The 25,770-nt window shown below is 62.7% G+C and carries 28 protein-coding genes; 14 read left to right on the top strand and 14 right to left on the bottom strand.

Going from position 1 to position 25,770, the window contains the following annotated elements; translation table 11 throughout:
* The first annotated feature begins 220 nt into the window (after positions 1-220).
* The 4 genes from xylF to NKH02_RS13180 all read left to right on the top strand — a co-directional run bounded on the left by xylF (position 221) and on the right by NKH02_RS13180 (position 5,350).
* Complete coding sequence (xylF, locus tag NKH02_RS13195) at positions 221-1,261, top strand: D-xylose ABC transporter substrate-binding protein (protein WP_352879229.1); 1,041 nt, start codon at positions 221-223, stop codon at positions 1,259-1,261.
* Positions 1,262-1,405: 144 nt separating this feature from the next.
* The gene (locus tag NKH02_RS13190; RefSeq protein WP_352879227.1) at positions 1,406-2,737 is read left to right on the top strand and encodes a sugar ABC transporter permease; all 1,332 of its coding nucleotides are present in this window, start codon (positions 1,406-1,408) and stop codon (positions 2,735-2,737) included.
* A 13-nt stretch (positions 2,738-2,750) separates the two neighbouring features.
* A complete protein-coding gene (locus NKH02_RS13185) occupies positions 2,751-3,551 on the top strand; it encodes an ATP-binding cassette domain-containing protein (RefSeq protein WP_352879226.1) in 801 nt (266 codons plus the stop codon).
* A 152-nt stretch (positions 3,552-3,703) separates the two neighbouring features.
* Positions 3,704-5,350, top strand: coding sequence for a CHASE domain-containing protein (locus NKH02_RS13180; RefSeq protein ID WP_352871882.1), 1,647 nt, complete (start codon positions 3,704-3,706; stop codon positions 5,348-5,350).
* Positions 5,351-5,447: 97 nt separating this feature from the next.
* Here the strand turns inward: NKH02_RS13180 and NKH02_RS13175 are convergent, their stop codons facing one another.
* The 6 genes from NKH02_RS13175 to NKH02_RS13150 all read right to left on the bottom strand — a co-directional run bounded on the left by NKH02_RS13175 (position 5,448) and on the right by NKH02_RS13150 (position 8,899).
* Positions 5,448-5,693 (bottom strand): YMGG-like glycine zipper-containing protein, encoded by a 246-nt coding sequence (locus NKH02_RS13175; protein WP_023757387.1) that lies wholly within the window; start codon positions 5,691-5,693, stop codon positions 5,448-5,450.
* A gap of 83 nt (positions 5,694-5,776) precedes the next feature.
* A complete protein-coding gene (locus tag NKH02_RS13170; RefSeq protein WP_352871880.1) occupies positions 5,777-6,103 on the bottom strand; it encodes a hypothetical protein in 327 nt (108 codons plus the stop codon).
* 111 nt (positions 6,104-6,214) lie between these two features.
* Entirely contained in the window at positions 6,215-6,385 is a 171-nt protein-coding gene (locus tag NKH02_RS13165; RefSeq protein ID WP_352871878.1) for a hypothetical protein, read from the bottom strand.
* A gap of 132 nt (positions 6,386-6,517) precedes the next feature.
* The gene (locus NKH02_RS13160; RefSeq protein ID WP_352871876.1) at positions 6,518-7,549 is read right to left on the bottom strand and encodes a sensor histidine kinase; all 1,032 of its coding nucleotides are present in this window, start codon (positions 7,547-7,549) and stop codon (positions 6,518-6,520) included.
* Positions 7,550-7,736: 187 nt separating this feature from the next.
* Positions 7,737-7,901: a DUF1328 domain-containing protein gene (locus NKH02_RS13155; protein ID WP_006203859.1), complete on the bottom strand. Its 165-nt coding sequence runs from the start codon at positions 7,899-7,901 to the stop codon at positions 7,737-7,739.
* A 203-nt stretch (positions 7,902-8,104) separates the two neighbouring features.
* Positions 8,105-8,899, bottom strand: coding sequence for a response regulator (locus NKH02_RS13150; RefSeq protein ID WP_352871874.1), 795 nt, complete (start codon positions 8,897-8,899; stop codon positions 8,105-8,107).
* 223 nt (positions 8,900-9,122) lie between these two features.
* On the opposite strand from NKH02_RS13150, the gene NKH02_RS13145 reads away from it, so the two are divergent.
* Both NKH02_RS13145 and NKH02_RS13140 read left to right on the top strand, forming a co-directional pair.
* Positions 9,123-9,326 carry a NepR family anti-sigma factor gene (locus tag NKH02_RS13145; protein ID WP_352871872.1) on the top strand — a complete coding sequence of 68 codons (204 nt, stop codon included), beginning with the start codon at positions 9,123-9,125 and terminating at the stop codon, positions 9,324-9,326.
* Between the two features lie 3 nt (positions 9,327-9,329).
* Positions 9,330-9,881: a sigma-70 family RNA polymerase sigma factor gene (locus NKH02_RS13140; protein WP_027037058.1), complete on the top strand. Its 552-nt coding sequence runs from the start codon at positions 9,330-9,332 to the stop codon at positions 9,879-9,881.
* 34 nt (positions 9,882-9,915) lie between these two features.
* Here NKH02_RS13140 and NKH02_RS13135 read toward each other — a convergent pair whose 3' ends face one another.
* Positions 9,916-10,320, bottom strand: a complete 405-nt coding sequence (locus NKH02_RS13135; protein WP_502910878.1) for a response regulator — start codon at positions 10,318-10,320, stop codon at positions 9,916-9,918.
* A gap of 341 nt (positions 10,321-10,661) precedes the next feature.
* Here NKH02_RS13135 and NKH02_RS13130 point away from each other — a divergent pair, with 341 nt between their 5' ends.
* Positions 10,662-10,988, top strand: a complete 327-nt coding sequence (locus NKH02_RS13130; RefSeq protein WP_352654111.1) for an ElaB/YgaM/YqjD family protein — start codon at positions 10,662-10,664, stop codon at positions 10,986-10,988.
* Positions 10,989-11,000: 12 nt separating this feature from the next.
* Positions 11,001-11,459 (top strand): hypothetical protein, encoded by a 459-nt coding sequence (locus NKH02_RS13125; RefSeq protein WP_352879224.1) that lies wholly within the window; start codon positions 11,001-11,003, stop codon positions 11,457-11,459.
* 90 nt (positions 11,460-11,549) lie between these two features.
* Here the strand turns inward: NKH02_RS13125 and NKH02_RS13120 are convergent, their stop codons facing one another.
* On the bottom strand, positions 11,550-13,082 hold the full coding sequence (locus NKH02_RS13120; RefSeq protein ID WP_352879223.1) for a sensor histidine kinase: 1,533 nt from the start codon (positions 13,080-13,082) through the stop codon (positions 11,550-11,552).
* Between the two features lie 137 nt (positions 13,083-13,219).
* Between NKH02_RS13120 and NKH02_RS13115 the strand changes: the two genes are divergently transcribed.
* Positions 13,220-13,393 carry a hypothetical protein gene (locus NKH02_RS13115; protein ID WP_023757374.1) on the top strand — a complete coding sequence of 58 codons (174 nt, stop codon included), beginning with the start codon at positions 13,220-13,222 and terminating at the stop codon, positions 13,391-13,393.
* 29 nt (positions 13,394-13,422) lie between these two features.
* On the opposite strand, the gene NKH02_RS13110 is transcribed toward NKH02_RS13115, so the two are convergent.
* Positions 13,423-14,343 (bottom strand): diacylglycerol/lipid kinase family protein, encoded by a 921-nt coding sequence (locus NKH02_RS13110; protein WP_352871863.1) that lies wholly within the window; start codon positions 14,341-14,343, stop codon positions 13,423-13,425.
* A 277-nt stretch (positions 14,344-14,620) separates the two neighbouring features.
* Between NKH02_RS13110 and NKH02_RS13105 the strand changes: the two genes are divergently transcribed.
* The gene (locus tag NKH02_RS13105; protein ID WP_352879220.1) at positions 14,621-15,913 is read left to right on the top strand and encodes a PRC-barrel domain-containing protein; all 1,293 of its coding nucleotides are present in this window, start codon (positions 14,621-14,623) and stop codon (positions 15,911-15,913) included.
* A 50-nt stretch (positions 15,914-15,963) separates the two neighbouring features.
* On the opposite strand, the gene NKH02_RS13100 is transcribed toward NKH02_RS13105, so the two are convergent.
* Positions 15,964-17,535 carry an alkaline phosphatase family protein gene (locus NKH02_RS13100; RefSeq protein WP_352879218.1) on the bottom strand — a complete coding sequence of 524 codons (1,572 nt, stop codon included), beginning with the start codon at positions 17,533-17,535 and terminating at the stop codon, positions 15,964-15,966.
* 226 nt (positions 17,536-17,761) lie between these two features.
* Here NKH02_RS13100 and NKH02_RS13095 point away from each other — a divergent pair, with 226 nt between their 5' ends.
* The 4 genes from NKH02_RS13095 to NKH02_RS13080 all read left to right on the top strand — a co-directional run bounded on the left by NKH02_RS13095 (position 17,762) and on the right by NKH02_RS13080 (position 20,822).
* Positions 17,762-18,694: a VOC family protein gene (locus NKH02_RS13095; protein WP_352879216.1), complete on the top strand. Its 933-nt coding sequence runs from the start codon at positions 17,762-17,764 to the stop codon at positions 18,692-18,694.
* Positions 18,695-18,697: 3 nt separating this feature from the next.
* A complete protein-coding gene (locus tag NKH02_RS13090) occupies positions 18,698-19,318 on the top strand; it encodes an alpha/beta hydrolase (protein ID WP_352879214.1) in 621 nt (206 codons plus the stop codon).
* 2 nt (positions 19,319-19,320) lie between these two features.
* Entirely contained in the window at positions 19,321-19,620 is a 300-nt protein-coding gene (locus tag NKH02_RS13085; protein WP_023763762.1) for a GNAT family N-acetyltransferase, read from the top strand.
* Positions 19,621-19,763: 143 nt separating this feature from the next.
* Positions 19,764-20,822: a dipeptidase gene (locus NKH02_RS13080; protein WP_352879212.1), complete on the top strand. Its 1,059-nt coding sequence runs from the start codon at positions 19,764-19,766 to the stop codon at positions 20,820-20,822.
* 6 nt (positions 20,823-20,828) lie between these two features.
* Here the strand turns inward: NKH02_RS13080 and NKH02_RS13075 are convergent, their stop codons facing one another.
* Genes NKH02_RS13075 through NKH02_RS13060 form a run of 4 tightly spaced genes read right to left on the bottom strand, consistent with a single transcriptional unit; the run spans position 20,829 to position 25,526 of the window.
* The gene (locus NKH02_RS13075; RefSeq protein ID WP_352871851.1) at positions 20,829-21,089 is read right to left on the bottom strand and encodes a hypothetical protein; all 261 of its coding nucleotides are present in this window, start codon (positions 21,087-21,089) and stop codon (positions 20,829-20,831) included.
* 2 nt (positions 21,090-21,091) lie between these two features.
* Positions 21,092-22,351: an aminomethyl transferase family protein gene (locus NKH02_RS13070; RefSeq protein ID WP_502913807.1), complete on the bottom strand. Its 1,260-nt coding sequence runs from the start codon at positions 22,349-22,351 to the stop codon at positions 21,092-21,094.
* Positions 22,352-22,354: 3 nt separating this feature from the next.
* Complete coding sequence (locus tag NKH02_RS13065) at positions 22,355-23,920, bottom strand: phytoene desaturase family protein (protein ID WP_352879208.1); 1,566 nt, start codon at positions 23,918-23,920, stop codon at positions 22,355-22,357.
* Complete coding sequence (locus NKH02_RS13060; RefSeq protein WP_352879206.1) at positions 23,907-25,526, bottom strand: phytoene desaturase family protein; 1,620 nt, start codon at positions 25,524-25,526, stop codon at positions 23,907-23,909. The genes NKH02_RS13065 and NKH02_RS13060 overlap by 14 nt, the downstream gene beginning before the upstream one ends.
* Positions 25,527-25,770: the final 244 nt, after the last annotated feature.

Raw genomic sequence — 25,770 nt, 5'->3', positions numbered from 1 at the left:
TGTCGGCAACGCAGCCAAATACTGGCAGAAGCTGTCCACTCTGTCATTTATTTATTCCGGAGCTCGAAAAAAATTCGCGAGCACCTCAAAATCCATCAGAATCGATGTTGACAGCGTTCGGGCGCTGGATCAGTATTTTTTCGAGGCTCGAAAAAATAGAGCCTCTGTGCCGGCCTTCGGGTCAGTTTGGTCGCGCCATACGCGGCGCAGGGAGGATATTATGAAAAGATTCACAGCCGCCATCCTGGCGGGTGTCGCCATGTCGCTGACGCTCGCGTCGGTCGCACAGGCGAAGGACAAGGTCATCGGGGTTTCGTGGTCCAACTTCCAGGAAGAGCGCTGGAAGACCGACGAGGCCGCCATGAAGACGGCGATCGAGGCTGCCGGCGACAAGTACATCTCCGCCGACGCGCAGTCCAATCCCGGCAAGCAGCTGACCGATGTCGAGAGCCTGATCTCGCAGGGCGCCAATTCGCTGATCATCCTGGCGCAGGATGCCTCGGCTATCGGCCCGGCGGTGCAGAAGGCGCTGGACGAAGGCATTCCGGTCGTCGGCTATGACCGGCTGATCGAGAACAAGGACGTCTTCTATCTGACCTTCGACAACAAGGAAGTCGGCCGCATGCAGGCCCGCGAAGTGTTCAAGGTCAAGTCGGAAGGCAACTATGTCTTCATCAAGGGCTCGGGCGCCGATCCGAATGCCGACTTCCTGTTCGCCGGCTCGATGGAAGTGCTCAAGGAAGCCATCGACAGCGGCAATATCAAGAATGTCGGCGAGGCCTATACGGACGGCTGGCTGCCCGCCAACGCCCAGAAGAACATGGAACAGTTCCTGACCGCCAACGACAACAAGGTCGATGCCGTGGTTGCGGCCAATGACGGCACCGCCGGCGGCGTCGTCGCGGCGCTGACGGCGCAGGGACTTGCCGGCACCGTGCCGGTCTCGGGTCAGGACGGCGACCATGCAGCACTCAACCGCATCGCACTCGGCACGCAGACCGTGTCGGTGTGGAAGGATGCGCGCGAACTCGGCAAGAATGCCGCCGAGATCGCCTCGCAGCTGGCCGACGGCAAGAAGATGGGCGACATTGCAGGCGCCAAGGACTTCACGACGTCGGGCGGCAACACCGTCAAGTCGTTGTTCCTGACCCCGGTTGCCATCACCAAGGACAATCTCAACGTCGTCATCGACGCCGGCTGGATCAAGAAGGACGAGGTCTGCGCGGGCGTCGCCGCCGGCACCGTCGCGGCCTGCAACTAAAGCTGGGCTCTCTGTGCATTCTCAACGCCGCGGCCCAAAAGCCGCGGCGTTTTCTCAAAAAGATTTGTGTTTCCGCATCACGCGGATAGCTTCTAGGCTGGTTCCGGTATTCGCGTCAGACGGCCCGCCGGTTGGGAGGAAATCATGACCGACACGACGTCCAACCTACCTGCTGCAAATACCCCCGCAGACCAGGCCCGTGCGTCCGAACTGAGCACTGTCGGACGCTTTCTCAAGGCAACCGAACTCGATACGCGCATGCTTGGCATGGTCGGTGCGTTGCTGGTCATCTGGGTTGGTATTCACATCCTGTCGGGCGGACTGTTCCTGACGCCGCGCAATCTCTGGAACCTGTCGGTGCAGACCTCCTCGGTCGCGATCATGGCAACTGGCATGGTGCTGGTCATCGTCATGCGCAACATCGACCTTTCGGTCGGTTCCGTCGAAGGCGTGATCGGTATGATCATGGGCGTGGCGCAAGCCGAATTCCTCATTCGCGTCATCGGCTTCCAGCTTGGAAATCCCTGGCTCTGGATCGTGGCCCTGGCCGCCGGCGTGGTGCTCGGTCTTGTGATCGGCGCCTTCCAGGGCTTCATCATCGCCTATCTCGAAGTTCCTGCCTTCATTGTGACGCTGGGCGGTCTGTTGGTCTGGCGCGGCATGGCATGGCTGATCACCAACGGGCGCACGGTCGCGCCGCTTGACGCTACGTTCCAGCTGATGGGCGGCGGGCCGCGGGGCTCCGTCGGCGCCACCGCCAGCTGGATCATCGGCATCGTCGCTTGCGTGGCTGTCGCTTTCGCGCTGCTGAACGGCCGGTCGCAGCGCAAACGGTTCAACTTTCCACTGCGCCCCGTCTGGGCCGAAACCTTCCTCGGTGTGGTCACCTGCGCTGCCATCCTTGGAGCCGTCTGGATCGCCAATTCCTATCCGTGGCCAATCGGCATCGTGCGCCAGTATGCGCAGCAGAACGGCATCACCATTCCCGAAGGCGGGCTGTTCATCGCCCACGGCATCGCCATACCGGTGCTGATGGCGGTCGCGGTCGGCATCGTCATGACCTTCATCACCAAGCGCACCCGTTTCGGTCGCTATGTCTTTGCCATCGGCGGCAATCCGGAGGCCGCCAATCTCGCCGGCATCAACACGCGCTGGGTGACCATGAAGGTGTTCATGATCATGGGCGTGCTGGCCGCGATCAGCGCGGCGATCTCGTCGGCCCGCCTCAACGCGGCGACCAATGCGCTGGGCACGTTGGACGAGTTGCTGGTGATCGCCGCCGCCGTCATCGGCGGCACCTCGCTTGCCGGTGGCTCCGGAACGGTGCTCGGCGCCATGCTCGGCGCGCTGCTCATGCAGTCGCTGCAGTCCGGCATGGTGCTGCTTGGCATCGACTCGCCGCTGCAGAGCATCGTCGTCGGCGCCGTGCTCGTCGTCGCGGTCTGGCTCGATACCGTCTATCGCAAGCGCGTCTAGGGAGGACAAGATCATGGCAGACAAGACCGCTCCCACCGGCACCGCGCTGATCGACATGCGCAACGTCTCGATCGCCTTTGGCGGCATTCGCGCCGTCGACGACGCCTCGATCGATCTTTTCCCCGGCGAGGTCGTGGCGCTGCTCGGCCACAATGGCGCCGGCAAGTCGACATTGATCAAGATCCTGTCCGGCGCCTACAAGCGCGATGCGGGCCAGATCTTCGTCAATGGCGAGGAGGCAGCTATCTCCAATCCGCGCGACGCCAAGAAATACGGCATCGAGACGATCTACCAGACGCTGGCGTTGGCCGACAATGTCGACGCCGCCGCCAATCTGTTCCTCGGCCGCGAGCTGATGACCGCCTGGGGCACGCTCGACGACGTTGCCATGGAGGCGGAGGCGCGCAAGGTGATGGGCCGGCTCAATCCGCGCTTCCAGCGCTTCAAGGAGCCGGTGATCAAGCTGTCGGGCGGCCAGCGGCAGTCGGTGGCGATCGCGCGCGCGATCCTGTTCAACGCGAGGATCCTGATCATGGACGAGCCGACGGCGGCGCTTGGCCCGCAGGAAACGGCGCAGGTCGGCGAACTGGTCAAGCAGCTCAAGTCCGACGGCATCGGCATCTTCCTGATCAGCCACGACATCCACGATGTGTTCGAACTTGCCGACCGGGTCTGCGTCATGAAGAACGGCCAGGTGGTCGGCATCGCCCGCACCAATGACGTGACCCAGGACGAGGTGCTCGGCATGATCATTCTGGGCAAATGCCCGCCCGGCGCGATCCCCGGACCGGGCGCGCTGAAGATCGCCGCTTGAGGCCTGCCGGTAGCGATGCCAGTTGGCTGGACGAATATGCCGGGTCTCGGACCATCTGATGTGCCAGCCGTCAGGATGGCTTGGCCTTGCCATTGTATTGGCACGGCGACTTGCCCATAAAGGCCCGACATGCCCAGGGATCGCATCATCCGTTGAAAAGGTTTTTTCCAATCGTCGCGTTCATTGCCGTCGCGCTGATCAGCATGACGATGGCGGGGTTTGCTTATTTCGCGACGCAAGAGGCCGCCCGCATCAAGTTCGAAGCGACAGCCGACGACGCGCTCAACCGGATCGAGAGCCGCATCGACCTGCACCTCTCGCTGCTGCGCTCGACGCAGGCCCTGTTCGATGCCCGCAACGGCAATATTTCCGGCAACGAGTTCAACGCGTTCTTCAAAGCGCTCGATGTCGACAGAAACTTTGCCGGCTTACGCGGCATCGGCTATCTCAGGCTGGCAAGGGCTGGAGACGAGGCGGCGATCGAACGCGATATGCCGCACGACCATGGCGTCAGCCATCCAATCTATCCTGATACCACGCAGCCCTGGCGCACCCCCGTCGTGCTGTTCGAGCCGCTGGATCCTTCCAACCAGACCAGCGTCGGCTACGACATGTTCAGTGAACCGGTGCGGCGCGCGGCGATCGAAAAAGCGATGTCGGACGACCAGCAGCACGCCAGCGGGCTGGTGCAGCTGGGTCAGGACACCGGTGCCGCGCAGACGTTCACCGGCTTCCTCGTCTTCGTTCGGCTCAATGTCGAAACCGCACCCGATGCCATCAATGCGCCCGGATCCTCCACAGCCGGTTTTCTCTATGCGGCCTTTCGAGCTCGCGACCTGTTCCAGACCGCGCTCAGCCGGTCACCGCTGCTGCCGGTCAACACGGAAATCTACGACGGCGACGGCGCCGTGAGCGGCGACAATCTGTTGTTCCGGTCTGAGACGCCACCGGCTTCGACCTTCGGGGACAGGCTGCTGGTCACACGCAAGATCATTGTGGCCGGGCGGCCATGGACTGTTCTGTTCCGGCCGACGAGCGCCTTCTCGCAGCCTTCGTCGCGCGCCATTCCGGTGATGCTGGGGCTGTTCGGCCTGCTGTTGGCCGGCGCCATCGCGCTGGTGGCGCGTTATCAGGAGCGGGCCTATGAGGCGGCGGCGCGCTTGCACGAGACGACGGAAAAGAGCCTGCTCGAAAAAGACCTGATGCTGCAGGAGATGAAGCATCGCATCAAGAATTCGATCACCAGGGTGCTGGCGATCGCGCGGCAGACGGCTTCGCGGGCCACCGACGTCAATGAGTTTTCCGCATCCTTCTCGGCCCGGCTCCAGGCGATGGCGGCGTCTCAGGACATGCTGACGCGCTCGCGCTGGCAGAAGGCCGATCTTGGCGATCTCTTGCGTATCGAGCTCGGCCAGGTGTTCGGCAAGGAACTGCCCGAAGGGCTGTTGTCAGGGCCGCAGGTGCTGCTCGACGAAACCACGACGCAAGCGCTCGGCCTGACCTTTCACGAACTGGCGACGAATGCGCTGAAATATGGCGAAGCCGGCAATTCGGCCAATTCGCTCAAGGGGGACTGGGCGCTGAAAGTGGACTGGTCGCTCGAAGGGCGCGGGCGTGACAGGACGCTGGCTCTCAACTGGCGCGAAACCGGGCAGAAGAAATTCGAAGCGCCCGCCAAGACTGGATTCGGTACCAAGCTGATAGACCTCAACGTCACGCGCGAATTGCGCGGCACGATCAAGCGTGATTTCCGGGCCAATGGGCTGAACGTGGAAATCAGAATCCCTCTGGCGAGCTGACGGCGATCGTCAGGCGGCCAGGATCAAGCGTCCAAACATCGAAAATCCGGAGGCCGGCCGACCGGTCTCCGGATCAACGTTTCGATTATCGCCCGAACTAGTTGCAGCGAGCCGTGTAGATCCGGCCGCGATGATCGCGATACTGGCAATAGCCATTGCGCAGATTGCGCACCAGCAGGCCGGAACCGGCACCCACGGCCGCGCCGATCAGCGCGCCCTTGCCGCCGCCGACCAAGCCGCCGACACCGGCGCCAATCAAGCCGCCGCCAACCACGTCCTGTTCGGTCGAGGTGCAGCCACTGACCGCCACCACCGCAACCATGGCGATAATCATCTTCCGCATAGAGTTACTCCTCACTTTGTGTCCTCACTTTAATAAGCTCCAACCGCCATTTAGCATGAAATGGAGGCCTTTGCTGCTGCAATCTATTGTTGGCGAAGATAGTCTTTTTCTGGGCGCACCGTGTTCGACGCCATCACGACGCTGGAAATCGCCAGGGAAGCGTCGAGCGTGCCGTCCGGATGCACATTCCAGACGATCTGGTCATAGTCGTCTTCCAGAGCCGGATCGACCGAAAGGCACTTGCCCACGATATGCTGAGCCTGCCCCTGGACATCGCTCATCGCAAACGGCCGTTCGGCAATGCATTGGTCAGCGGTTTCGAAGACACTTACAGGAACCTGGAGTTCACGGCAGTCGGCCATCGTGTTCGAGCAGCCGATGACCAGCAACAATGCAGCGATGTGTTCCATGGCGGAAAAGTCCTCCCGCCACAGTAACGGTCCATATTGGACAAAGTTCCTGCATCGCAAGGCTTACCAGCTAATTAGGATGGGGCGGGCTGGGCGCGCCGGGCTTCGACGTCAGAAAGCCAACTGGAAGAGCACGGCTGCGAGTACAACCGCGGCCAGACCTAAGGCGAGAAGGCGCAGTGAGGCATGGGGGACAGGTGGTACGGACGCCTCGGAGTCCTCAAACTCGCCCATGGAGATACGAGCGGCCTGTTCCAGTCTGTTCATATCGGCAACCGTCAAGGCATTCCTCCCGCACCATGCTGCAAGTCCTGCCGCGGCAATGTCCGGCGATGCAACAGGTTCCAGCGGTATCTGGGAAAAACAGCATCCGCTTTTATGGTGAACACCCGGTTAAGGATCGGCGTCGGTCGCTCATTCCGTCTCGAAATTGCCCCGTGGAACGACAAGGCGGTATTCGAGGCGACCAGCCTCGATTTCAAGCGTCGCCGTGCCGTTCAGCGACGCCGGCACGACCCGTTCAAGCGCGACGCTGCCGAAGCGCTTCTCGCTACGCGTGATATCATTGGCTCCGATCGTCTCGGCCCATGTCAGAGACAGGGAGGTCCCGGTGTCGGCCGCGGGCAGGCTGGCTGTAACCTCGACGAACCCATCCGGCCGCGACAGGGCGCCATAGCTCACCGAGTTGACGGCGAGTTCATGCATGGCGAGGCCGATATGCAGGGCGGCGTTCGGATTGAGATAGGGGTTTGCCCCCTGAAAACGCAGGCTGCGCACCGGATCTCCGCCGTAGCGGCCAACCTGGCCCGATACCAGTTCGCGAAGTGCGGCGCCTCGCCAATTGGAGGAGGTCACGAGATCCTGTGACGAAGCCAGCGATTGCAGCCGGCCGCGGAAGCGTGTCAGGAAATCACCGATGCTGTCGGAGTAGCGCCCGGTCTGGGTGGCTATGCTTTGAATGATCGCCAGCAGATTCTTCGAGCGATGACTGACTTCGCGCAACAGCGTCGTCAGGGTCTGCTCACGGCGTTTCTGCTCGGTCGTCTCGACCATGGTGGTGACGACGCCTTGCACCGTGCCGCCATCGCCGTGGTCGGCATCGATCCAGACTTGGAACCAGCGGATGCCATCCTCGACGGGAACGCTGATCTCGAGACGTTGCGGGTTGCCGGATGCAATGACGTCGCGCTTGGCCGCGCCAATGCGGTCGGCCTGCGCCGCCGGCAGGATGCCGTTGCTGTCGGCGGTATCGGAAACCCAGGGCGCGCGCATGTTGCGCGCCCATACGGTTTTCATCTCGCGATCCTGATAGAGAACGGAAATGCCGGCATTGTGCAAGGCGTGGAGAAGAGCCCGGCCAAGCTGCATACCGCTTTCGGCAGGATGCAGGGCGATGACTTCATCGCTTTGCACGTCGTCCTTCCTATCTCCGGTTCTGGAACGCATCGGCCAAACTGTCCACCCAACTCAGGCTGAACGGCTCACTGTTGAATGGGTTCCAAAAGAGATTCCCGAAACCAGCCTCCAAAAGCGGTCCGCCGGACAGTGCCCTTTGCAGGATACCGCCCGGCGGTGACTGGAAACCGTTTGAGGGGTGCGGCTTCCAGTGTTCGCTCGGATGATCGCTCGGCCCTCACGCCCGTCTGAATAGGCCCGCAAGAAGCGAAATGATCAGGAAAGCGAGAAAGATGAAAAACAATATCTGCGCTATGCCAGCAGACGTACCGGCGATGCCGCCGAAACCAAGCGCGCCGGCGATGATTGCCACGACGAGAAATACGAGCGCCCAGTAAAGCATGGTCCATCTCCTTCGAATGGTGCGATGAAAACGTGGGTAGATGCGGTTTGTTCCACCCTTTGCCGAAAAAGACGATGCTTGCAAATCGTTCGAAGCCGGAGGTGCGGGAATTTCGCCGATGATGAATCCGGCTCGCCACAAAGCCGCCCGATGTATCGCATCGGGCGGTCCTCAATGTCGTGCCGGCAGGACGTGCCGCGAGTCTAGGCGGCGGCTTTTGCCTGGCGATCGAAGAACAGCGCCTGGCTGATCAGCGCCTTGACCATATCGGGATTGAACGGCTTGGTGACCAGGAAGGCCGGTTCGGGACGTTCGCCGGTCAACAGACGCTCGGGAAAGGCGGTGATGAAGATGACCGGCACCGATGTCGACGACAGGATCTCGTTTACCGCCTCGATGCCCGAACTGCCGTCGGCGAGCTGGATGTCGGCCAGCACCATCTTTGGCCGTGTCTTGCCGAACATCATCACCGCCTCGGCATGGGTGCGCGCCGTTCCGACGACGCGGTGCCCGAGGCTCTCGACCATTTCCTCTATATCCATGGCGATTAGCGGTTCATCCTCGATGATCAGCACGTCGGTTGCCACCTGGCGGGAAATCTCGTTGCTTGCCTGGGCAAGCAGCTCTGAAAACTCCTGGTCGCCGACATCGAGAATCTCCGCCGCCTCGTCCTCGCTGAAACCTTCGACGGCGACGAGCAGGAAGGCCTGGCGGGGGAGCGGCGCTATAGCATTCAGATTGGCGGCGGCGCGCTGTTCCCATGCCGACTGCACCTGCTCCTGCGGGACGCGGATGGCGACCGATGTGAACAGCTTGGCGAAAACCTTGTACAGCGCGATACGATCGCTCGATGCCTCGGGGAAGATATCGACATCGGCGATAATGGCTTCGAGCATCGCGGCGACCAGCGCGTCGCCACTCTCCTGCGATCCGGAAACGGCCCGCGAGAAGCGGCGCAGGAACGGCAGATGTGGTGCGATGGTGGCGGATAAGCTCATGATAGGACGTCTCCCTCAGAATGACGTAATTGCATAGATTGCAGGTTAAGCTGATTGCAACCCCGGTCAAACAACGCTGGTCCTGAGAAAAAGTTCCGATCTCGATGGAACTAATGCGGGCAGACGGCGTTTAGGCGTCGGGATGGGCAACCAGACGAGGGTGCCGCTTGCGTTTTATTGAGTCTGTTGTGAGCGGCTTGGGTTCTGGGAATACAAGGGCAAAATGAAGGATATGACGAAAGATATTCTAGCTGGCGCCGCGGGGAGGCGCCGGAACGGTTCTGGTGACGCCCTCGGGCCGAACTCCGAAATCGGACGCAAACTCAAACAATATTACGACGAGCTGGTCTCCGACGATGTGCCGGATCGCTTCGCCCAGTTGCTCAGCCAACTGGAACAGGCCGAACCCGCACAGAAGAAGGACTGAGGCATGGCAGCGGTCTCCCAAGGCTTCAAGACCGATTTGCTTGGGGCGATCCCGAGCTTGCGCGCCTTTGCCGTGTCGTTGACGCAGAATGCCGACAAAGCGGACGACCTCGTCCAGGAAACGCTGGTCAAGGCATGGGACAAGCATGAGAGCTTCCAGCCCGGCACCAATCTCAAGGCATGGCTTTTCACGATCCTGCGCAATGAATTCTATTCGCAGATGCGCAAACGCGGGCGCGAAGTGCAAGACAGCGACGGCATCATGACGGCCAGGCTTGCCGTTCATCCGGCCCAGCATGGCCAGCTCGATCTGAAGGATTTTCGCGGCGCCCTTGAACAATTGCCGGAGGACCAGCGCGAAGCCATCATCCTTATCGGTGCGTCGGGTTTCTCCTACGAGGAGGCGGCCGAGATTTGCGGTTGCGCGGTCGGGACGATCAAGAGCCGCGTCAGCCGGGCCCGCACGCGCCTGCAGGAGATCCTGAAAATATCGGGCGAAGACGAGTATGGTCCGGATGCGATTTCGGCCCAGGTAACGGGCTCGCCAGCCAGCTGACCCGCGATCGCCAGGCGCGGGTCGAAATCTTGTCTCAACCGGGAGCAGAACGTCCGCAGGCCGCCGCCACCGCCTGCACCAGGTCTTCGCCCGAATAGGGTTTGCCGACCAGCCTGACACCCGGAAACGATGCCTTGATTTCATCGGCATCCGAATAGCCCGACGCGAACACGAAAGGAACGCCCGCCGCGCGCAGCCCCGACGCGAAATCGAGTGTCGAGGCGCCGCCCAGCATGAGGTCGACGATGGCCGCATCGAATTGCAAGGCGACCTCCCGGCCATCGACCTCGGTCAGATCGCGCGCGATCACCACCTCACCGGCGCCGTGGTCACGGCAAAGCTGCTCGACATCCATGGCGATAAGAAATTCGTCCTCCAGGACGAGAATCCGCAATCCGTCGAGCAATGTGGGCACAGGCAAGGACTCCTTGAAACGCATAGACTCATGATCGCTAATCGGCGTGCTGTCATTTAAAAAAGACATGTGGCAGGCGGCGGAACCTCAATCCTTGCAACGCGTTGAAATGCAGCTCTTCCAAAGAGCGGGCTTTCGAAGAGGGGTCGAAATGTCAGCGCAGGACAATCGCGCTTTCTCCAGCCGCCAGTATCCTTGCGAGAACTGCCCGTTGCGGCCGCCGGCCGCTGATCTGACGAAGCGCTTTTTTTACTATGTCGGCGGACAGGGTGCGCGCGGACGCGTTTTCGGCTAGTTTGCCCCTGGTGTCGGAACCTTGAGACACGCGGCGCGTTTGAAACCAAGCAATCACAAGGAGTTAAGCAATGGCAACTGCCGCAGGAAAGACCGCAAACGACGCCCGTGCGAATGCGGACCTCGAAGCCGACATCAGGCAGCTGAAGGCCGATATCGACAAGCTCACCAAGCAGTTGGCCAAGACCGGGGAGCATGGCTATGGCACGGCCCGCCGTGCGGCCACCGAAGGGGTCGAGCAGCTGCGTGCGCAAGGCGAAGCCGCCTTTGACAGTCTGCGCAGCAACGCAAAGGACATCGAAGCGCAGATGATGGCCAGCGTGCGCGAAAAGCCGGTGACGTCACTGGCGATCGCTGCCGGCGTCGGCTTCCTCTTCGCGCTCCTCGCGCGTCGCTAATCGCATCCTCGGATGGGAATGCTCGCATCCCTGATTTCCGGCCTGGCGTCGGGCGAAACCGTTGCCGCCATGCGCCGGGCGCGCACGGCGGCAATCGTCTATGGGATCGCCATAACGGCAGCGCTCTGTGGTCTCGGCTTTCTGGTCGGGGCAGCCTATATCTGGGCGGCGACGCGCTACGGGTCGCTTGCCGCCGCGCTGGGCTTTGGCGCCGGTTTCCTGGTGCTTGCCGGGCTGATCCTGCTGATTTACCTGATATCCGCGGGCTCGCGCGCCCGACGCCGGGCGCAGCGCCGCAATGCCGACATGAAAGCAATCGGCATCACCGCCGCGCTGGCCGTGCTGCCGACGCTGCTCAAGGGAAAGGGCGGTCTCGGTGTTATTCTGGGTCCGGCCGTGGCGCTCGCGGCTTACGCGATCTACCGCGAGAATGTGAAATCCGACGATCCGGATGAGAGCGAGCGGAAATAGGTCGTTTTTCTCTTTGACCAGGATCTCTGGACAAACGGAAACCGTTTGGCCGCGAAAACCGGGTTTCCACTTTTTCGGGATCGTGGTCTGTCACTTCGACAGATCCTCCAGCGGCATCGATATTTCGGCAAACACGCCTTCCGGCCGGAACTCATGGGTCACTTCGCTGGAAACGACCTTGGCAAGGCCGCGGCGGATGACGATCGAGCCGAAGCCGTGCCGCTCCGGCGGAGCGACTTGCGGGCCGCCGCTTTCGCGCCAGGTCAGCACAAGGCGTCGGGCACCCTTCCTGCCTTGCGTCCTCCAGTCGAGATCAACCTTGCCTGATACCACCGACAGCGATCCATATTGCAGCGCATTGCTGCCCAGTTCATGCAGGATCAGGCCAAGACCGACAGCCTGGTCGGGCGACAGCAGCAAATCGTCGCCGGAGATCGTCATTCGCGGCTGCGCTGCCGTTTCGAAAGGCCTGACCTCGATCTTGACGAGTTCACGAATGCCGATGCCGCGCCACTCGCGGTCCGACAACAAATTGTGGGCGATACCCAGGGCCTGAAGCCGGGCGCCGAAGGCTTCGAGGAATTCGCTCGGCTGGCGGGCATGGCGCACGGTCTGCGTCGCCAGTGCCTGGACCGTGGCCAACGTGTTCTTGACGCGGTGGTTGAGCTCACGCAGCAGCAGCCGTTGCCGCTCGTCGCCAAGCTTGCGCTCCGATATGTCGTAGTTGACGCCGAAGATCAGCGTCGGCTTGCCGTCGCCGTCGCGCTCGATGACGCGGCCACGCGTGGCGAGCCAGCGTGGCGGATGAAAGCCCTTCACCCGGTATTCGCCGAAATAGTCGTCGCTGCCGGTCAAGGCATCGCGAAAGCGGGTTTTGGTCTGATAGACGTCGCGCGGATCGATGGCGGTGAGGATGTCGCGTGCCCGCAGCCGGTTCGAGCGCGGCAGGTTGAACAGCTCCGACAGCAAGGCGTCGCATTCGATGATGTCGGTGCGGATGTCCCACGCCCAGCTGGCGAGCGACGCCGCATCGAGCGCGATGGCGCGCCGCTTTTCCTCACGCGCCAGTGCGGCCTCGGCGATGGCGCCGCTGCGGGTGGCGTCCTTCAAGGTGAAAAGGCTGGCGGCGAGGCCGGCGAGCGCCTTCAACTGGTCGAGTTCGGCGCGGGATGGAAAGGCATGCGGCTTGCGATCGAGCACGCACAGCGTGCCGATGCGGGCACCTGCGGCGATCATCGGCGCGCCGGCATAGAAGCGGACATGGTGCTTGCCGGTGACCAGCGGGTTGGCCCTGAAACGGGGGTCCATCGTTGCGTCCGCGACCACCATCGGTTCGTTGCCGGCGGCAATCGCATGGGCGAAGAAGGAGGTGTCGGTCGCGGCTTCGGTCTCGTCCAGGCCGAAGCAGGATTTGAACCATTGCCGCCCATGGTCGACGAGCGTGACCAGGGCGATCGGCACCTGCATCACCGCCGCGGCAAGGCTGCTGATGCGGTCGAAATCCGGGTCGGCCGCAGTATCCAGTATCTCCAGCCCATGCAGCACCGCCAGCCGGTCTTCGTCCTCGACCGCGCGCGCAACTTCGGCCGGCAAATCCGGCACTATCTCCGCCTTGCTATTCACCCAAGTCCCCAATGCCCGGTCTTCGTCTTCGCCCCCGCGCTGTCTTCGTCGACCCGGAACCATCCTAGCGAGGAACCGTTACCTGACAATATTGTGCCGGACGCGTCACCTGGTGCAAAACGAGATAAGGACCGACCATGCCCAAGATCATTCCCGAAAACAAAGCGCGTCAGGGGCGATGGGGCTGGCACGGCCTGCGCATTTTGATTGCCGCGCTGTTGCTGGCCTTCGCAGCCTGGGGCATCGCCGAGATCTATGGTGAAATTGTCAAGACGCCGGCGACAGAGCAAGGAAGTGCGCCGAGCGGCTAGATTTTCGGGCTTCGTGGTTAGAGATCGCATCAGGCGGCCTTTGCCTCGGCGACGCTGGCCGGCACCAGCACATTCAGTGCGCCAGGGTGGATTTCGATCGTCGTTTCACGGTCGAGACGGACCAGTTCTCCATCCATCACGGCGCGAAACTTGCTGCTCCCCGAATGGATTTTCAGGACCGTTTTGCTCGCCTGATGGATTTCGACATGTTCGTTGTCGCGCCATTTGCCGCGCGCCATGTTGAAGAAGAATTTGACCAGTTCGGCGCGCTGCCGCGCCACCGTGACATAGACGCCAAGCACGCCGCCCGCCGGGTTGTCGGCGTAGGGCAAGTGGCCTTCGCCGAACAGATTGTTGGTGATGCCGATGCCGGTAATGCGGGCCGCCATCTCGGCTTCGCCGATGCTGAGCGTCACGTTCATCGCCGGTGGATTTTTGATCGTCACCCAAGCCGCCCTGACCGAGGCACGGATCTTTCCCAGCCGCGAACCGAACTCCATTTTTTGGCGCAGTTGCACCATCTTCGCATGCATGCCGATCGAGAACTGGTGGATGAAGGGTCGGCCGTTAGCAGTCGCCATGTCAACCGCGATGATTTCGCCGTCGGCGAAGGATTTGAGCGCGGCATCGAGCGACTGCGGAATACCCAGCCCGCGTGCGAACAGGTTCATGGTGCCGGCCGGCAATATGGCGAGCGCCTTCTTCGTGCCCATCAGCCGGGCAGCCGCGGCGGAAATGGTCCCGTCGCCGCCACCGGCCAGCACGACATCGACGGAGCGGCGTGAAGCCGCGCCGTCGAGCGTTTCCACCACATCCTTGCCTGCGACAATCTCGATGCTGAGAGAGTGACCTGCCGTCTCCAGCGTCTGATGCATCCTGTCGGAGAAAGCGGCAAGGTCAGTTGTGCGTAAGGTGCCACCATCCCGGTTCAGCACCGCCGCGAATTTCATGCCCGCTCCCGTCATTAGGTTGGACCGGGACAGACCCAGCCGCAGGCTGAAACGCGGCGAAGCGGGAAAGGTTCCGCTCGAGAGCAATTGACATTCGCTCGGGTCGCTCTGCGACCAAGGTTACATCGCTCGGTGCTTTCTGGCACGGACGCCCGCGCTTTTTGTCGGAACAACAGCATGCTCACGACGTTGTGAAGCTGTAAAAGACGCCGCGTCCGATCTCTTTTAGCGACGATGAGCGCGGCGTGCACGAAATCAGGCACGAGGAGAGAACATCATGACCCGCAACCTCTTAGCCACGACCGCACTCGCAGCGCTGGTCGCGACCGGGGCCTACGCGCAGAGTACGACAACCCCGGCACCTGCGGATGCACCTGCCGTACAGGAGCCGGCCGCTCCGGTAGTGCGCGCGGAAGGCAGCATCGTCACCAACATCGTCGGTGAATCCGTCTACAACGGCACCGGCGACGATGCCGAGAACATCGGCAAGGTCACTGACGTCGTCTTCGACAAGGATGGGCAGGCGAAATCCGTCATCATCGGCGTCGGCGGTTTTCTGGGTGTCGGAGCGAAGAACGTCGCTTTCGACTACGACAAGCTGCAATGGGCCGAAAAGAACGGCGACCGCTGGCTGGTTGCCCCGACGACCAAGAACGAGCTGACGGCGCAGGCAGAATTCGATAGCAAGCCTTACGCTCCTGCACCTGCCGCATCGACCGCGGCGCCAACAGCACCCGCGACGACGGATACCGCGCAAAAGCCTGTCGACATGAACGCCGCTCCGACGGAACCGGTGAAGCGCGCCGACGGCAACCTTGCCACCAACATCCTCGGCGAAACCGTCTACAACGGCACCGGCGATGACGCGCAGAACATCGGCAGCGTCAACGATATCGTTCTGACCAAGGAAGGCAAAGCGCAGTCCCTGATCATCGGCGTCGGCGGATTCCTCGGTATAGGGGCCAAGAACGTCGCCTATGATTTCAACAAGGCCAAATGGGCCGAGAAGAATGGCGATCGCTGGCTGGTGGCCCAGACCACCAAGGAAGAGCTGGAGGCGCAGCCGGATTTCGACCGCAAGGCCTATGATCCGCTACCGGCAACGACGGCTTCCAATGCGCCGCCAGCAACCGCACCGGCCGCCGCACCTTCTGCCACGACCGCTCCGGCGGACACGACCGCGGCTGTTCCGACGGCTCCTGACCAGACACAGACCGCAGCCATCGACAAGTCCGCGCTGACCGAAATGCCGGTTGGTGAGATTCGCGCCGACGATCTGAAGGGCACCACTGTCTACGGCGCCAACGATGCCAAGGTCGGCGTGATCGGCGACGTCGTCTTGACCCCCGACAAAAAACCCGATGCCGTGATCGTCGATGTCGGCGGCTTCCTCGGCATTGGCGCGAAGGAAGTCGCGGTCGGTATGGATAATCTCAAATTCATGACCGACAAGGACGGCAACAAGTATCTCTACACGACCTTCACCAAAGAACAGCTCGAGGCTCAAACCGCCTATGAAAAGGGCAGCTATGCCGAGAAGCGCGATCAGCAGCGCATGATTGTGCGGTAGCTCGGTTCAGTCTTGAAGAAGGTCCGCCCCGGCAACGGGGCGGACCTTTTTCATGTCAGGCGCGGAGGGAGACCGGCGGCGCGGCCTGCAATTCCGTGCTCGGTGAGTTCGGCCAGTGCCAGCGACTGGTCGAGATGTTCGGCACGCCAGGCAAGCAGCCGTTCGGCAAACTCCAGCCGCACGGCGAGATGCTTTGGGGAGGCCGCGAGATTGTGCAGTTCGCCCGGATCGCTTTCCAGATCGAACAGCAGTGGCGGCAGGCCGCCACCGAAATGCACATATTTAAATCTTTCCGTACGGATGACGGCGAGATTGCACTGGCGTGAGGCGATGCCGAAATGGCGTTCGGCCTCACCTTCGGCAACCGAGCGGAAGTCGAACTCCCAATGCGCGGCATCGCGCCAGGCTGCAGGGTTCTTGCCGTCCAGGAACGGCCTCAGCGAATGGCCGTCGAGGTGCGGCGCGGGATCCTCGCCGAGCAGGTCGAGAAGCGTCGGCACAAGGTCCACCGCTTCGGTGAAGCGATCGACGCTGCCGCCGGCCGCCTTGCGGTGACGCGGATCGCGGATGATCAGCGGAATGTGGTAGCTGCCGTCGAAGTAGCCGCCCTTGCCCAGCATGAAATGGTCGCCCATCATCTCGGCATGGTCCGATGTCAGCACGATGATTGTGTCGTCCCACGCGCCCGCGGCCTTGACCGCTTGCCAGACGCGGCCGAGCTGCGCGTCGACCTCGGAGATCATGCCGTAATAGATCGCGCGGAGGCGGCGAAAGTCTTCATTGCTCCAGTCATGCACCATGCCACTGGCGTCGGGACGGAACTTGGCCTGCTTCTGCCGGCCGAGGTCATAGGCGAGATAGGGATGGCTTTCCGCCTCTGTCTGCCAGCTTGCCGCGCGCTGGAAGGCGGGACCGTCTGCTGGTTCATACAGCGTGTTGTAGGGCTCCGGGACGATGAAGGGCGGGTGCGGGCTGATGAAGGACAGATGCGCGAACCAAGGTGATGCGTGCTCCTGCTCGCCGAGCCAGCGCGTGAATTCGCGGGTCAGGAACGCGGCCGGCGTTTCGTCCTCGGAATAGATGGGCGGCGCGTTGCTGACGCCGGCACCGGCCTTGCCGTCGGTCACCGGGCGGTGGATGTCGGGAGATCCGGCGCTGGTGTCGATACCTCGCTGCTTCAGCCAGGACAGCCACTGCTTCTGATGCTCAGGCAGCAACTGGCGCACCGTAAAGCCCGGCAGCACGCCTTCATAGCTTTGCAGCCGAGGGTCGCCCGGCGCCAGCAAACGTGGATCGAGCGACACGTCGCTGTAGCCGAACAGCGTCGGATCATAGCCAAGGCCGCGGGCATGCAGCGCGATGTTGCCGTGACGGGCGTCGAGCGGCGTCCCATTGCGGCAGACGCGGTTGTTCATCTGGTAGAGGCCGGTGTAGAGGCAGGCGCGAGCCGGCGAGCAGGGCGCAGCACCACCATAGTGCCGCTTGAACAGCCCTCCCTCCGCGGCGAGCGCATCGGCATTCGGCGTCTTCACAAGCGGATGGCCCGCGGCCGACAGACAATCGCCGCGCCACTGGTCGCATGTGATCAGCAGAATGTTAGGCCGCCTGGCTTTTCCAGTCACTCGCGATACCCCTGTCGCTGGATGGTCGAACGCCGCTCATGGAACCGAATTCCGGCGACGGCGCAAGTCTGTCTCGCGAGCCATTTGGTGAACAAACTTCTTTCCTTTGTTCACTTTTACAGCACAGTCCATTCTGTGTTTGCCGTCTTTGCCCAAAGCGCTCGCATCCTCATATTGGCGTGGACAGCGGCGAGGCCGCACAAGCACCAAGAGAAGGAGCAAGACAATGCTCGACCAGATCAAGGGCCTGCATCACGTCACATCGATGGCCAGGGATGCCCGGCAGAACAATGAGTTCTTCACCCAAAAGCTTGGCCAGCGCCGGGTCAAGAAGACCGTCAATTTCGACGCGCCCGATGTCTACCACCTCTACTATGGCGACGAGTCCGGGACGCCCGGTTCGGTGATGACCTATTTCCCGTTCCCCAACATCGGCAAGGGCCGTCATGGCGTCGGCGAAGTCGGCACCACGGTCTATTCGGTGCCCGAAGGTACGCTTGCCTACTGGGAAAAGCGTTTTGCCGATGAAGGCGTCACCGGCGTGTCGCGCGAAGAGGCATTCGGCGAGAAGCGTCTGGCCTTTGCTGGTCCCGATGGCGACGGCTTCGCGCTGGTCGAGGACAAGGCAGACGGCAGAGCGCCATGGGCGAAAGGCAGCATCCCCGTTGATGAGGCGATCCGCGGCTTCCATTCCGTGTCGCTCCGGCTGAAGGATGGCGGCGCTACCGAGGAGCTTTTGAAATTCATGGGCTACGAGGAGATCGAGAAATCAGGCAATGTCAGGCGGCTCGCTGTGAAGAACGGCAACGGCGCCGACGTCGTCGATATCGAATCGCTGCCGACCACGGCCTTCGCCGATCTCGGCGCCGGCTCCGTCCACCATGTCGCCTTCGCCGTCGAGAACCGCGCCAAGCAGCTCGAAGTGCGCAAGGCGTTGATGGACACTGGCTATGGAGTGACGCCGGTGATCGACCGCGATTATTTCTGGGCAATCTATTTCCGCACGCCGGGTGGCGTGCTGTTCGAAGTCGCCACCAACGAGCCGGGTTTCGATCGCGATGAGGATACCGCTCATCTCGGCGAGGCGCTGAAGCTGCCGACGCAGCACCAGCACCTGCGACCCTATCTCGAACAGCATCTGCAGAAGCTGGAAGGCTAGACCATGAGCAAGGACGCGTACATCCATAAGCTGCTGCCCGGTTCGCCGGGCGGTCCGCTGCTGTTCGTCTTCCATGGCACGGGGGCCGATGAGAACCAGCTTCTGTCGCTGGGGCGCGATCTCGCGCCGCGGGCAACCATCATCTCGCCGCGCGGCGATGTGTCGGAACAAGGTGCCGCGCGCTTCTTTCGTCGCACTGGCGAAGGCGTCTACGACATGGACGATCTGGCGCGGGCGACGGCCAAGATGGCGGGCTTCGTCAAGGCGCATGTCGAGGCGGCGAAGCCATCGGCCGTGCTCGGCCTCGGCTACTCCAACGGCGCCAATATCCTGGCCTCGGTGGTGTTTGCGGCGCCGGCGCAGTTCGACGCTTCGGTGCTGATGCATCCGCTGATCCCGTTCGAACCGAAGGTCAAGGGCAGCCTTGCCGGCCGTCACATTCTCGTGACCGCCGGCAAGCGCGATCCGATCAGCCCGCCGAACCTGACGACGCGGCTCGAAGCCTATTTGCGTGCCGATGGCGCCGATGTCACAGTGGAGTGGCATGAAGGCGGGCACGAGGTGCGGCCAAACGAGATCGAGGCGGCGCGGCGGCTCTTTGCCGGTGCTGCCCAAGGAATATAGCGATGCCGGATCAACTGCCTGAGATCGAACTGGAGGATCGCGGTTCCAAGGGTCGCTACGTCCTTCGCGGGCCCGGTGGCGCCGAAGCAGAGATGACCTTCACCAAGATCGGCGAGCACCAGATCATCATCGATCACACAGAGGTACCGGACGCGTTTCGCGGCCAGGGTGCCGGGCTTCGGCTCGTCACCCGCGCCGTCGAGGATGCGCGCGCGGCGGGGAAAAAGATCATTCCGCTCTGCCCGTTCGCCAACGCCCAGTTCCGCCGCCACAAGGAATGGGCCGACGTGCTGAAGCAGTAGGGATTTTGGCGTTCGCAAACGGCGCGGCAGGCGGCTGCGGTCTCACCGGGGTGGCTTTGGTATTTGCCCGGGTGGCGCATCCTGCCTAAGTAGATATGATCTATCGCAGCCACCTTGCCGACAAACGAATCGAATGATCCCCCATGACCGAAACCGACCTCGTTCCCGTCTTCGACGGCCACAACGATACGTTGCTCAGACTTTATCAGTCGAAAGACACCGACGTCGAAAAGCTGTTCATAGAGGGGAAATCGAGCGGCCATATCGACCTGCCGCGTGCCAAGGCCGGTGGCTTTGCCGGCGGGATGTTCGCCGTCTTTCCGCCGCCTGTCGAGAAATCCAGGCGCAGCGCCGTGCCCTTGGCGCCGAGCCATACCGAGCCGCTGCCGCCCGAGGTTCCGCGCAATGACGCGCTGACCTCGACGATTGCGATGGCCTCGATCCTGCTCCGGCTGGAACGGGCCGGAGCGCTCACCGTCTGCCGCAGCGCCGGCGACGTGCGCAACGCCATGGCGCAAGGCTCGATCGCGGCGGTGTTCCACATCGAAGGGGTCGAGGCGATCGATCCCGAACTCACCATGCTCGACGTGCTGCACGCCGCCGGCTTGCGCTCGCTCGGCATCGTCTGGAGCCGGCCGAACGCCTTCGGTCACGGCGTGCCATTCCGCTTTCCGTCCTCGCCCGACACCGGGCCCGGCCTGACCGATGCCGGCAAGGCGCTGGTCAAGGCCTGCAACCAGCTGAAGATCATGATCGACCTGTCGCATCTCAACGAGAAGGGTTTTCGCGATGTCGCCGCGCTCAGCGATGCGCCGCTGGTCGCCACCCATTCCAACGTGCATGCGATCTGCGGTCATTCGCGCAATCTCACCGACTGGCAGCTCGGCGCGATCCGTGAGTCCGGCGGCATGGTCGGGCTGAATTTCGCCACCGGCTTCTTGCGCGAGGACGGGCGCATGAATGCCGACACCAGCCTCGACATCATGGTGCGCCACGTCGATTCCCTGCTGCAGGCGCTGGGGGAAGATGGCGTCGGCCTCGGCTCCGATTTCGACGGCGCCATGATCCCGGCCGTGATCGGCGACGTTGCCGGCCTGCCGAAGCTACTCGATGCATTGGCCGCGCGTGGCTTCGGCCGCGCGCTGATCGAGAAGATCGCCTATCGCAACTGGCTCAACATGCTGGAAAAAACGATAGGTTAGGACGACCTATTGGAAGCCCATGCGCTTAAGCCAGTCCCTGCCGACGCCGCGAACGCGGATGATCGGCAGCGGATCTTCCGAATCGAGCCGGGCGCAGATGCGGTAGACTTCGAGTGTCTCGGCGTTCATCTCGTCGCGCTTGTAGAAAAACATGGCCGCGGCATAGCGCGTGCGGCCTGACCATTTTTCGCCGAGCGGCGTGTTGACCAGCTCCCACTGTTCGGCTGCTTCCCCGTCTCCATCCAGCTTGTCGGCTTCGTCGGTCATGATCAGAAGTCCGCCGGCGGGTTGGCAGTGCGGCGGTCGAGCTTGATGAACGGCCGCGCCACCACCTTGGCTCGCTTCATCAGCTTCTGATACCGCAGCTCGCGCATCGCGTAAATCTCAACCCAGAGATCCTCGACCATGGTATCACCATATGGCCGCGCCAGCGAGGCGATGGCGACGTTGCGCTTGGCCATGGGCGACCACATGGCGCCGCTGACCAGGCCGACCTCCCGAGCCTTCTTGTGGTAGACGATGGCGTGTTCGGCCGGGATGTTGCCTTCGATCTCCAGCCCGACCAGCACATTGCGCAGCTTGCGTTTCGCTCTCGCCTCGAGGATGGCGCGGCGGCCGTTGAAATGGCCCTTTTCCAGATCGATCATGAAGCCAAGCCCGATCTCGTCGGGCATCCGCAAGCGGTCTGTGCGGATGGCGTGCTCGGCTGTGGTGAAATCCGTGTTGGCAACGATCAGCCCGGCCTCGAGACGCGCGCGGTTGAGCGCGGTGTAACCGATAGCGCGGATGCCGCGCGGTTCGCCCGCAATCATCAACCGGTCCCACAGGCTCAGCGCTTTGCCGGCCGGCAAGAACAGTTCATAACCGAGATCGCCGGTAAACCCGGTGCGCGAAATGGTGACCGTGTCGCCATCATGCGGGAAGTCGGCGAGGTCGAATATTTTCAGCCGCTCGACGCCGGCGAAGCCGGCATCGCGCAACACAGCAAAGGAGGTCGGGCCTTGCAAAGCGAGGCCAGCGACGGCCTCGGTTTCTTCCTCGACCGTGACGTTGAATCCAATGGCGCTGTCGAGCAGCCAGGGCAAGTGCCGCTCCTGCGAACAGAGGCGGAAGTGGGTCAGCGACAGCCTAAACAGCGTGCCGTCGTCGAGGACAAAGCCCTCATCGTCGCACCAGGCGGTGTAGTGGACGCGGCCGGGCTTGAGCTTGGTGACGTCGCGCAAGGTGACACGATCGAGCAAGGCTTCGGCGTCCGGCCCCTCGATCCGATATTTGGTCATCGGCGAAATGTCGAACAGCGCCGCCTGGCTGCGGATGGCGAAATATTCGAGCTCCTCGTCCCACAGCGAATGCGGGGCGCGGTAGCCGGCCCAATTGTACCAGTCCTGGGTTCTGGCCAGCGCATCGATGCGCGGCTGGAACGGCGTGCCCAGACGCAGCGTGCGGAAATGAGCCTGTGCGGCTGCTCGATCGGAAGCGGCTGCACCGGCTGTCTTTGCCATGGGCTTCTTTCTGTTTGCCTGAACCATGGCCTATCCCTTCATCGCAATGATTCGCCGCGCGGCGTTGAGGCCAGGAGCGCCGGAAACGCCGCCGCCGGGATGCGAGCCGGCGCCAGCCAGGAACAGCCCTTCGACCGGCGTATCGTAGCCGGACCAGCCGGACACGGGGCGCGAGACCAGCATCTGATCGGCCTGCAATTCGCCGTGATGCCAGTGGCCGCCCGGCATGCGGTAGCGCGTCTCGATGTCGGCCGGCGTCAGAAGCTCGGCATGGACCACGCTCTTGCCGATACCAGGCGCGTGAGACTCGAGCTGCGTCATGATCGCCTTGAGGAATTTCGGCTTGCCGGCAGCCCAGCCCTCCTTCAGCGCATAGGGCGCATATTGCACCACCGCGGACAGCACGCAGGCGCCGTTGGGCGCGAGCGATGGGTCAGCCACGCTGGGTAGCGTGATCTCCATCACCGGCTCGGGCGAGAACTCGCCATATTTGCAGGGATTGAAGGCGCGCTCGACGTGATCGGGCGAGGGGGCGATAACCAGCCGGCCCTTGTGGCCGGCGGCATCGACGCCGCTGAATTCCGGCGGCCGGTCGAGTGCCAGATTGAGCTTGGCCGCATCGCCCTTCATGCGGATGTTCTTCACCTTGCGGACGAAGCCGGTGTCGATCTCGCGCGGTCCGACAAGGTCGAGGAAGGTGGTGGCCGGATTGATGGCGGAGATGATCGTTCTCGCGCGCAGCACCTCGCCATTGTCGAGCGCGACACCGACGGCGCGACCTTTCTCGACGATGATTTTTGCTACGGGCGCCGATGTGCGGATTTCGACGCCAGCCTTCTCCGCCGAGGCACGGATGGCGACGATAACCGCGCCCATGGCACCTTCCGGCAGGACCTGCGCGCCGGCTGTACCGCCGGCCTCGCCGGCGAGGCGATAGTAAAGGCCGAGCGACGAGGTCGGCGAGCGCGGGCCGAGATGGCTGCCAAGCGTCGCATCGAAGGCGAGCAGGCCCTTCAGCCTGATATCGGCAAGCTGCTCGTCGAGCAGATCGGCGACGTTCATCAGCAGCACGCGCAGGAAGTCGCGCATGTCTTCCTTGCCGAGCTTCTTCAGCGCCAGCGCGGTCTGGCCGAGTGAAGCGGTCTCGATCAGCGACATGCCGGCGAGATCGGGCGGCCGGCGGGAGAGGAACGGTTTCAATATGCCGGCATAGCGCAGCAGCTGCGCGCGCAGGTCCTTCCAGGCCGATTGCTGGGAGGGACTGGCGCCGGTCAGCACCTCGCCATAGGCGCCATGCAGGGCAAGCGACGGGCCGTCCTTCGACAGCGCCACCGACGGCATGAAGTCGGTGCGGGCGACCCGCAGCCCGTGCCTTTCCAGCTCCAGCGTCTTCACCACATCGGGATGCAGCCGGTTCAGCAGATGGGCGATCGAAGAGACCCGAAAGCCCGGTGCGAATTCCTCGGTGCGTGCGGCGCCGCCGACCTCGCTTCCAGCTTCCAGCACGAGCACCTTGCGGCCGGCTTTCGCCAGCGTGGCAGCGGCGATGAGGCCGTTGTGGCCACCGCCAATGACGATTGCATCAAATGACGTCATGGGCCGGGCTCATGTGGGAGGTCGATTTGGCAAGATCGCGCAGGATTTCCGCCGCTGCATTGCGGCCGGGCGCGCCCATGACGCCGCCGCCGGGATGGGTCGAGGAGCCGCACATATAGAGCCCACTGAGCGGCGAACGGTATTGCGCGTAGCCCGGCACCGGCCGGTTGAACAGCAGCTGGTCGAAGGTCAGTTCGCCCTGGAAGATGTTGCCCTCGGTGAGGCCGACTTCCGCTTCGATCTCGCGCGGCGTACGCACCTCCATGTGGACGATGCGGTCGCGAAAGCCAGGCGAGTATTCAGCGATCTGCGAAATCACGCTTTCGGCGAAACCGTCGCGGTCGGCATCTGTCCATTCGCGGCCGTTCACCTTTGGCGGCGCGTATTGCACGAAGCAGCTCATGAAATGCTTGCCGGGCGGCGCCATGGTTGGGTCGAGTGTCGTCGGGATGACCATGTCGAGGAACGGATCGGCCGACCAGCGGCCGTCCTTCCAGTCGTCATAGGCGCGCTCCATGCGCTCCATCGAATCGGTGAAATGCATGTCACCGCGATAGACCGGCGAGTCCTTCGGCAGCGCCGGGAATTCCGGCAGCGAATCGAGCGCGATGTTGACCTTGCCGGAGGAACCGCGGATCTTGAAGTTCCTGACCCGGCGCAGGAAAATGTCGGGCAGTTCCTTTTCCTCGACCAGTTTCAGGAAGGTGCGCTTGACGTCGGCGTTGGAGACGACGAGCTTGCCGTAAATCTCCTCGCCGCCGGCCAGCACGACGCCCCTGGCCTTGCCGCGCTGGACGAGCACATGGTCGACCTCGGCGCCGGTGCGGATGGTTCCGCCGGACGCCTTGAACGACGCGGCCAGTGCCTTGGTCACCGCGCCCATGCCGCCGCGCGCATAGCCCCAGGCGCCGACAGAACCGTCGACCTCGCCCATATAGTGGTGCAGCAGCACGTAAGCCGTGCCCGGTGACATCGGCCCGAGTGCGGTTCCGATGATGCCAGACAAAGCGAAGTTCGCCTTGATGACATCGGTCTCGAAATACTCGTCGAGAAACTCGGAGATCGACATGGTCCAGAAGCGCAGCGTCAGCGCCATTTCCTCAGTCGACAGACCGGCGAATTTCTTGCCGAGATAGAGCAGTTCTCCGATGTCGCGGGGCCGCAGGCTGGTCGGATCGGGGGCAGTGCGCATCAACAGCGGCTGGATAAAGCGGCACTGTCGCGTCACGTCGCGGGCGTAGCGGTCGTAGGCTTCGGCATCGCGCTTGGAAAAGCGGGCGAACTCGCGCCGGTGCGCGTCGTGGTCTCGGTAGTTGGCGAGATAGTCGCCGTCGCGAGTGAACACCGCGCCGCCCTCGTAGGAGATGACCTGCAGGCCGAAGCGCGGCAGTTCGAGGTCGCGCATGATCTCCGGCCGGAACAGCGAACAGACATAGGAGCAGTTGGAGTAGAGGAAGCCCGGCGTCAGTTCCCTGCTGGTGGCGGCGCCGCCGACCCAGTCGTTCTTCTCGACCACCAGCACGTCGAGGCCCGCGCGCTGCAGGTAGCAGGCGTTGACGAGGCCGTTATGTCCGCCGCCGATGATGATCGCATCCCAAGCTTTCATTTTGGCCCAGTTCTCGTGTGCGACCCGCGCTCATTTTTGCGTGATCTGTTCCCGAATGCGCGGAATTTGGCACGAGGGTAGCCATTCTGTCCAGCCGTACTGAATGAATGTTCAACAAATGATATTGCGTTTTCGCTGCCATGCGTTACGCTTTGCCGGCGTTCTAAAGTTCTGAAATCGGCTGACGAGGACGACATCCGATGATCGAAACGGCAGATAGCGGCCGCAGCCTATGTCGACAACA

The organism is Mesorhizobium sp. M1396 (genome assembly GCF_040317725.1).
Classification (GTDB): Bacteria; Pseudomonadota; Alphaproteobacteria; order Rhizobiales; family Rhizobiaceae; genus Mesorhizobium.
The sequence above is the reverse complement of the archived record's forward strand: the minus strand, read 5'-3'. Positions and strand labels throughout refer to the sequence as shown.

Excerpts from the sequence above, each read along its gene's own strand:
- NKH02_RS13150 (WP_352871874.1), bottom strand. The coding sequence starts at position 8,899 with ATGAGCTTATCCGCCACCATCGCACCACATCTGCCGTTCCTGCGCCGC.
- NKH02_RS13060 (WP_352879206.1), bottom strand. The coding sequence starts at position 25,526 with ATGAAAGCTTGGGATGCGATCATCATCGGCGGCGGACATAACGGCCTC.
- NKH02_RS13105 (WP_352879220.1), top strand. The coding sequence starts at position 14,621 with ATGACCCGCAACCTCTTAGCCACGACCGCACTCGCAGCGCTGGTCGCG.
- NKH02_RS13065 (WP_352879208.1), bottom strand. The coding sequence starts at position 23,920 with ATGACGTCATTTGATGCAATCGTCATTGGCGGTGGCCACAACGGCCTC.
- NKH02_RS13075 (WP_352871851.1), bottom strand. The coding sequence starts at position 21,089 with ATGACCGACGAAGCCGACAAGCTGGATGGAGACGGGGAAGCAGCCGAA.
- NKH02_RS13125 (WP_352879224.1), top strand. The coding sequence starts at position 11,001 with ATGGGAATGCTCGCATCCCTGATTTCCGGCCTGGCGTCGGGCGAAACC.
- NKH02_RS13175 (WP_023757387.1), bottom strand. The coding sequence starts at position 5,693 with ATGCGGAAGATGATTATCGCCATGGTTGCGGTGGTGGCGGTCAGTGGC.
- NKH02_RS13190 (WP_352879227.1), top strand. The coding sequence starts at position 1,406 with ATGACCGACACGACGTCCAACCTACCTGCTGCAAATACCCCCGCAGAC.
- NKH02_RS13090 (WP_352879214.1), top strand. The coding sequence starts at position 18,698 with ATGAGCAAGGACGCGTACATCCATAAGCTGCTGCCCGGTTCGCCGGGC.
- NKH02_RS13155 (WP_006203859.1), bottom strand. The coding sequence starts at position 7,901 with ATGCTTTACTGGGCGCTCGTATTTCTCGTCGTGGCAATCATCGCCGGC.
- NKH02_RS13110 (WP_352871863.1), bottom strand. The coding sequence starts at position 14,343 with ATGAAATTCGCGGCGGTGCTGAACCGGGATGGTGGCACCTTACGCACA.
- NKH02_RS13160 (WP_352871876.1), bottom strand. The coding sequence starts at position 7,549 with ATGCGTTCCAGAACCGGAGATAGGAAGGACGACGTGCAAAGCGATGAA.
- NKH02_RS13095 (WP_352879216.1), top strand. The coding sequence starts at position 17,762 with ATGCTCGACCAGATCAAGGGCCTGCATCACGTCACATCGATGGCCAGG.
- xylF (WP_352879229.1), top strand. The coding sequence starts at position 221 with ATGAAAAGATTCACAGCCGCCATCCTGGCGGGTGTCGCCATGTCGCTG.
- NKH02_RS13185 (WP_352879226.1), top strand. The coding sequence starts at position 2,751 with ATGGCAGACAAGACCGCTCCCACCGGCACCGCGCTGATCGACATGCGC.
- NKH02_RS13080 (WP_352879212.1), top strand. The coding sequence starts at position 19,764 with ATGACCGAAACCGACCTCGTTCCCGTCTTCGACGGCCACAACGATACG.
- NKH02_RS13130 (WP_352654111.1), top strand. The coding sequence starts at position 10,662 with ATGGCAACTGCCGCAGGAAAGACCGCAAACGACGCCCGTGCGAATGCG.
- NKH02_RS13085 (WP_023763762.1), top strand. The coding sequence starts at position 19,321 with ATGCCGGATCAACTGCCTGAGATCGAACTGGAGGATCGCGGTTCCAAG.
- NKH02_RS13145 (WP_352871872.1), top strand. The coding sequence starts at position 9,123 with ATGAAGGATATGACGAAAGATATTCTAGCTGGCGCCGCGGGGAGGCGC.
- NKH02_RS13115 (WP_023757374.1), top strand. The coding sequence starts at position 13,220 with ATGCCCAAGATCATTCCCGAAAACAAAGCGCGTCAGGGGCGATGGGGC.
- NKH02_RS13135 (WP_502910878.1), bottom strand. The coding sequence starts at position 10,320 with ATGCGTTTCAAGGAGTCCTTGCCTGTGCCCACATTGCTCGACGGATTG.
- NKH02_RS13140 (WP_027037058.1), top strand. The coding sequence starts at position 9,330 with ATGGCAGCGGTCTCCCAAGGCTTCAAGACCGATTTGCTTGGGGCGATC.
- NKH02_RS13170 (WP_352871880.1), bottom strand. The coding sequence starts at position 6,103 with ATGGAACACATCGCTGCATTGTTGCTGGTCATCGGCTGCTCGAACACG.
- NKH02_RS13070 (WP_502913807.1), bottom strand. The coding sequence starts at position 22,351 with ATGGTTCAGGCAAACAGAAAGAAGCCCATGGCAAAGACAGCCGGTGCA.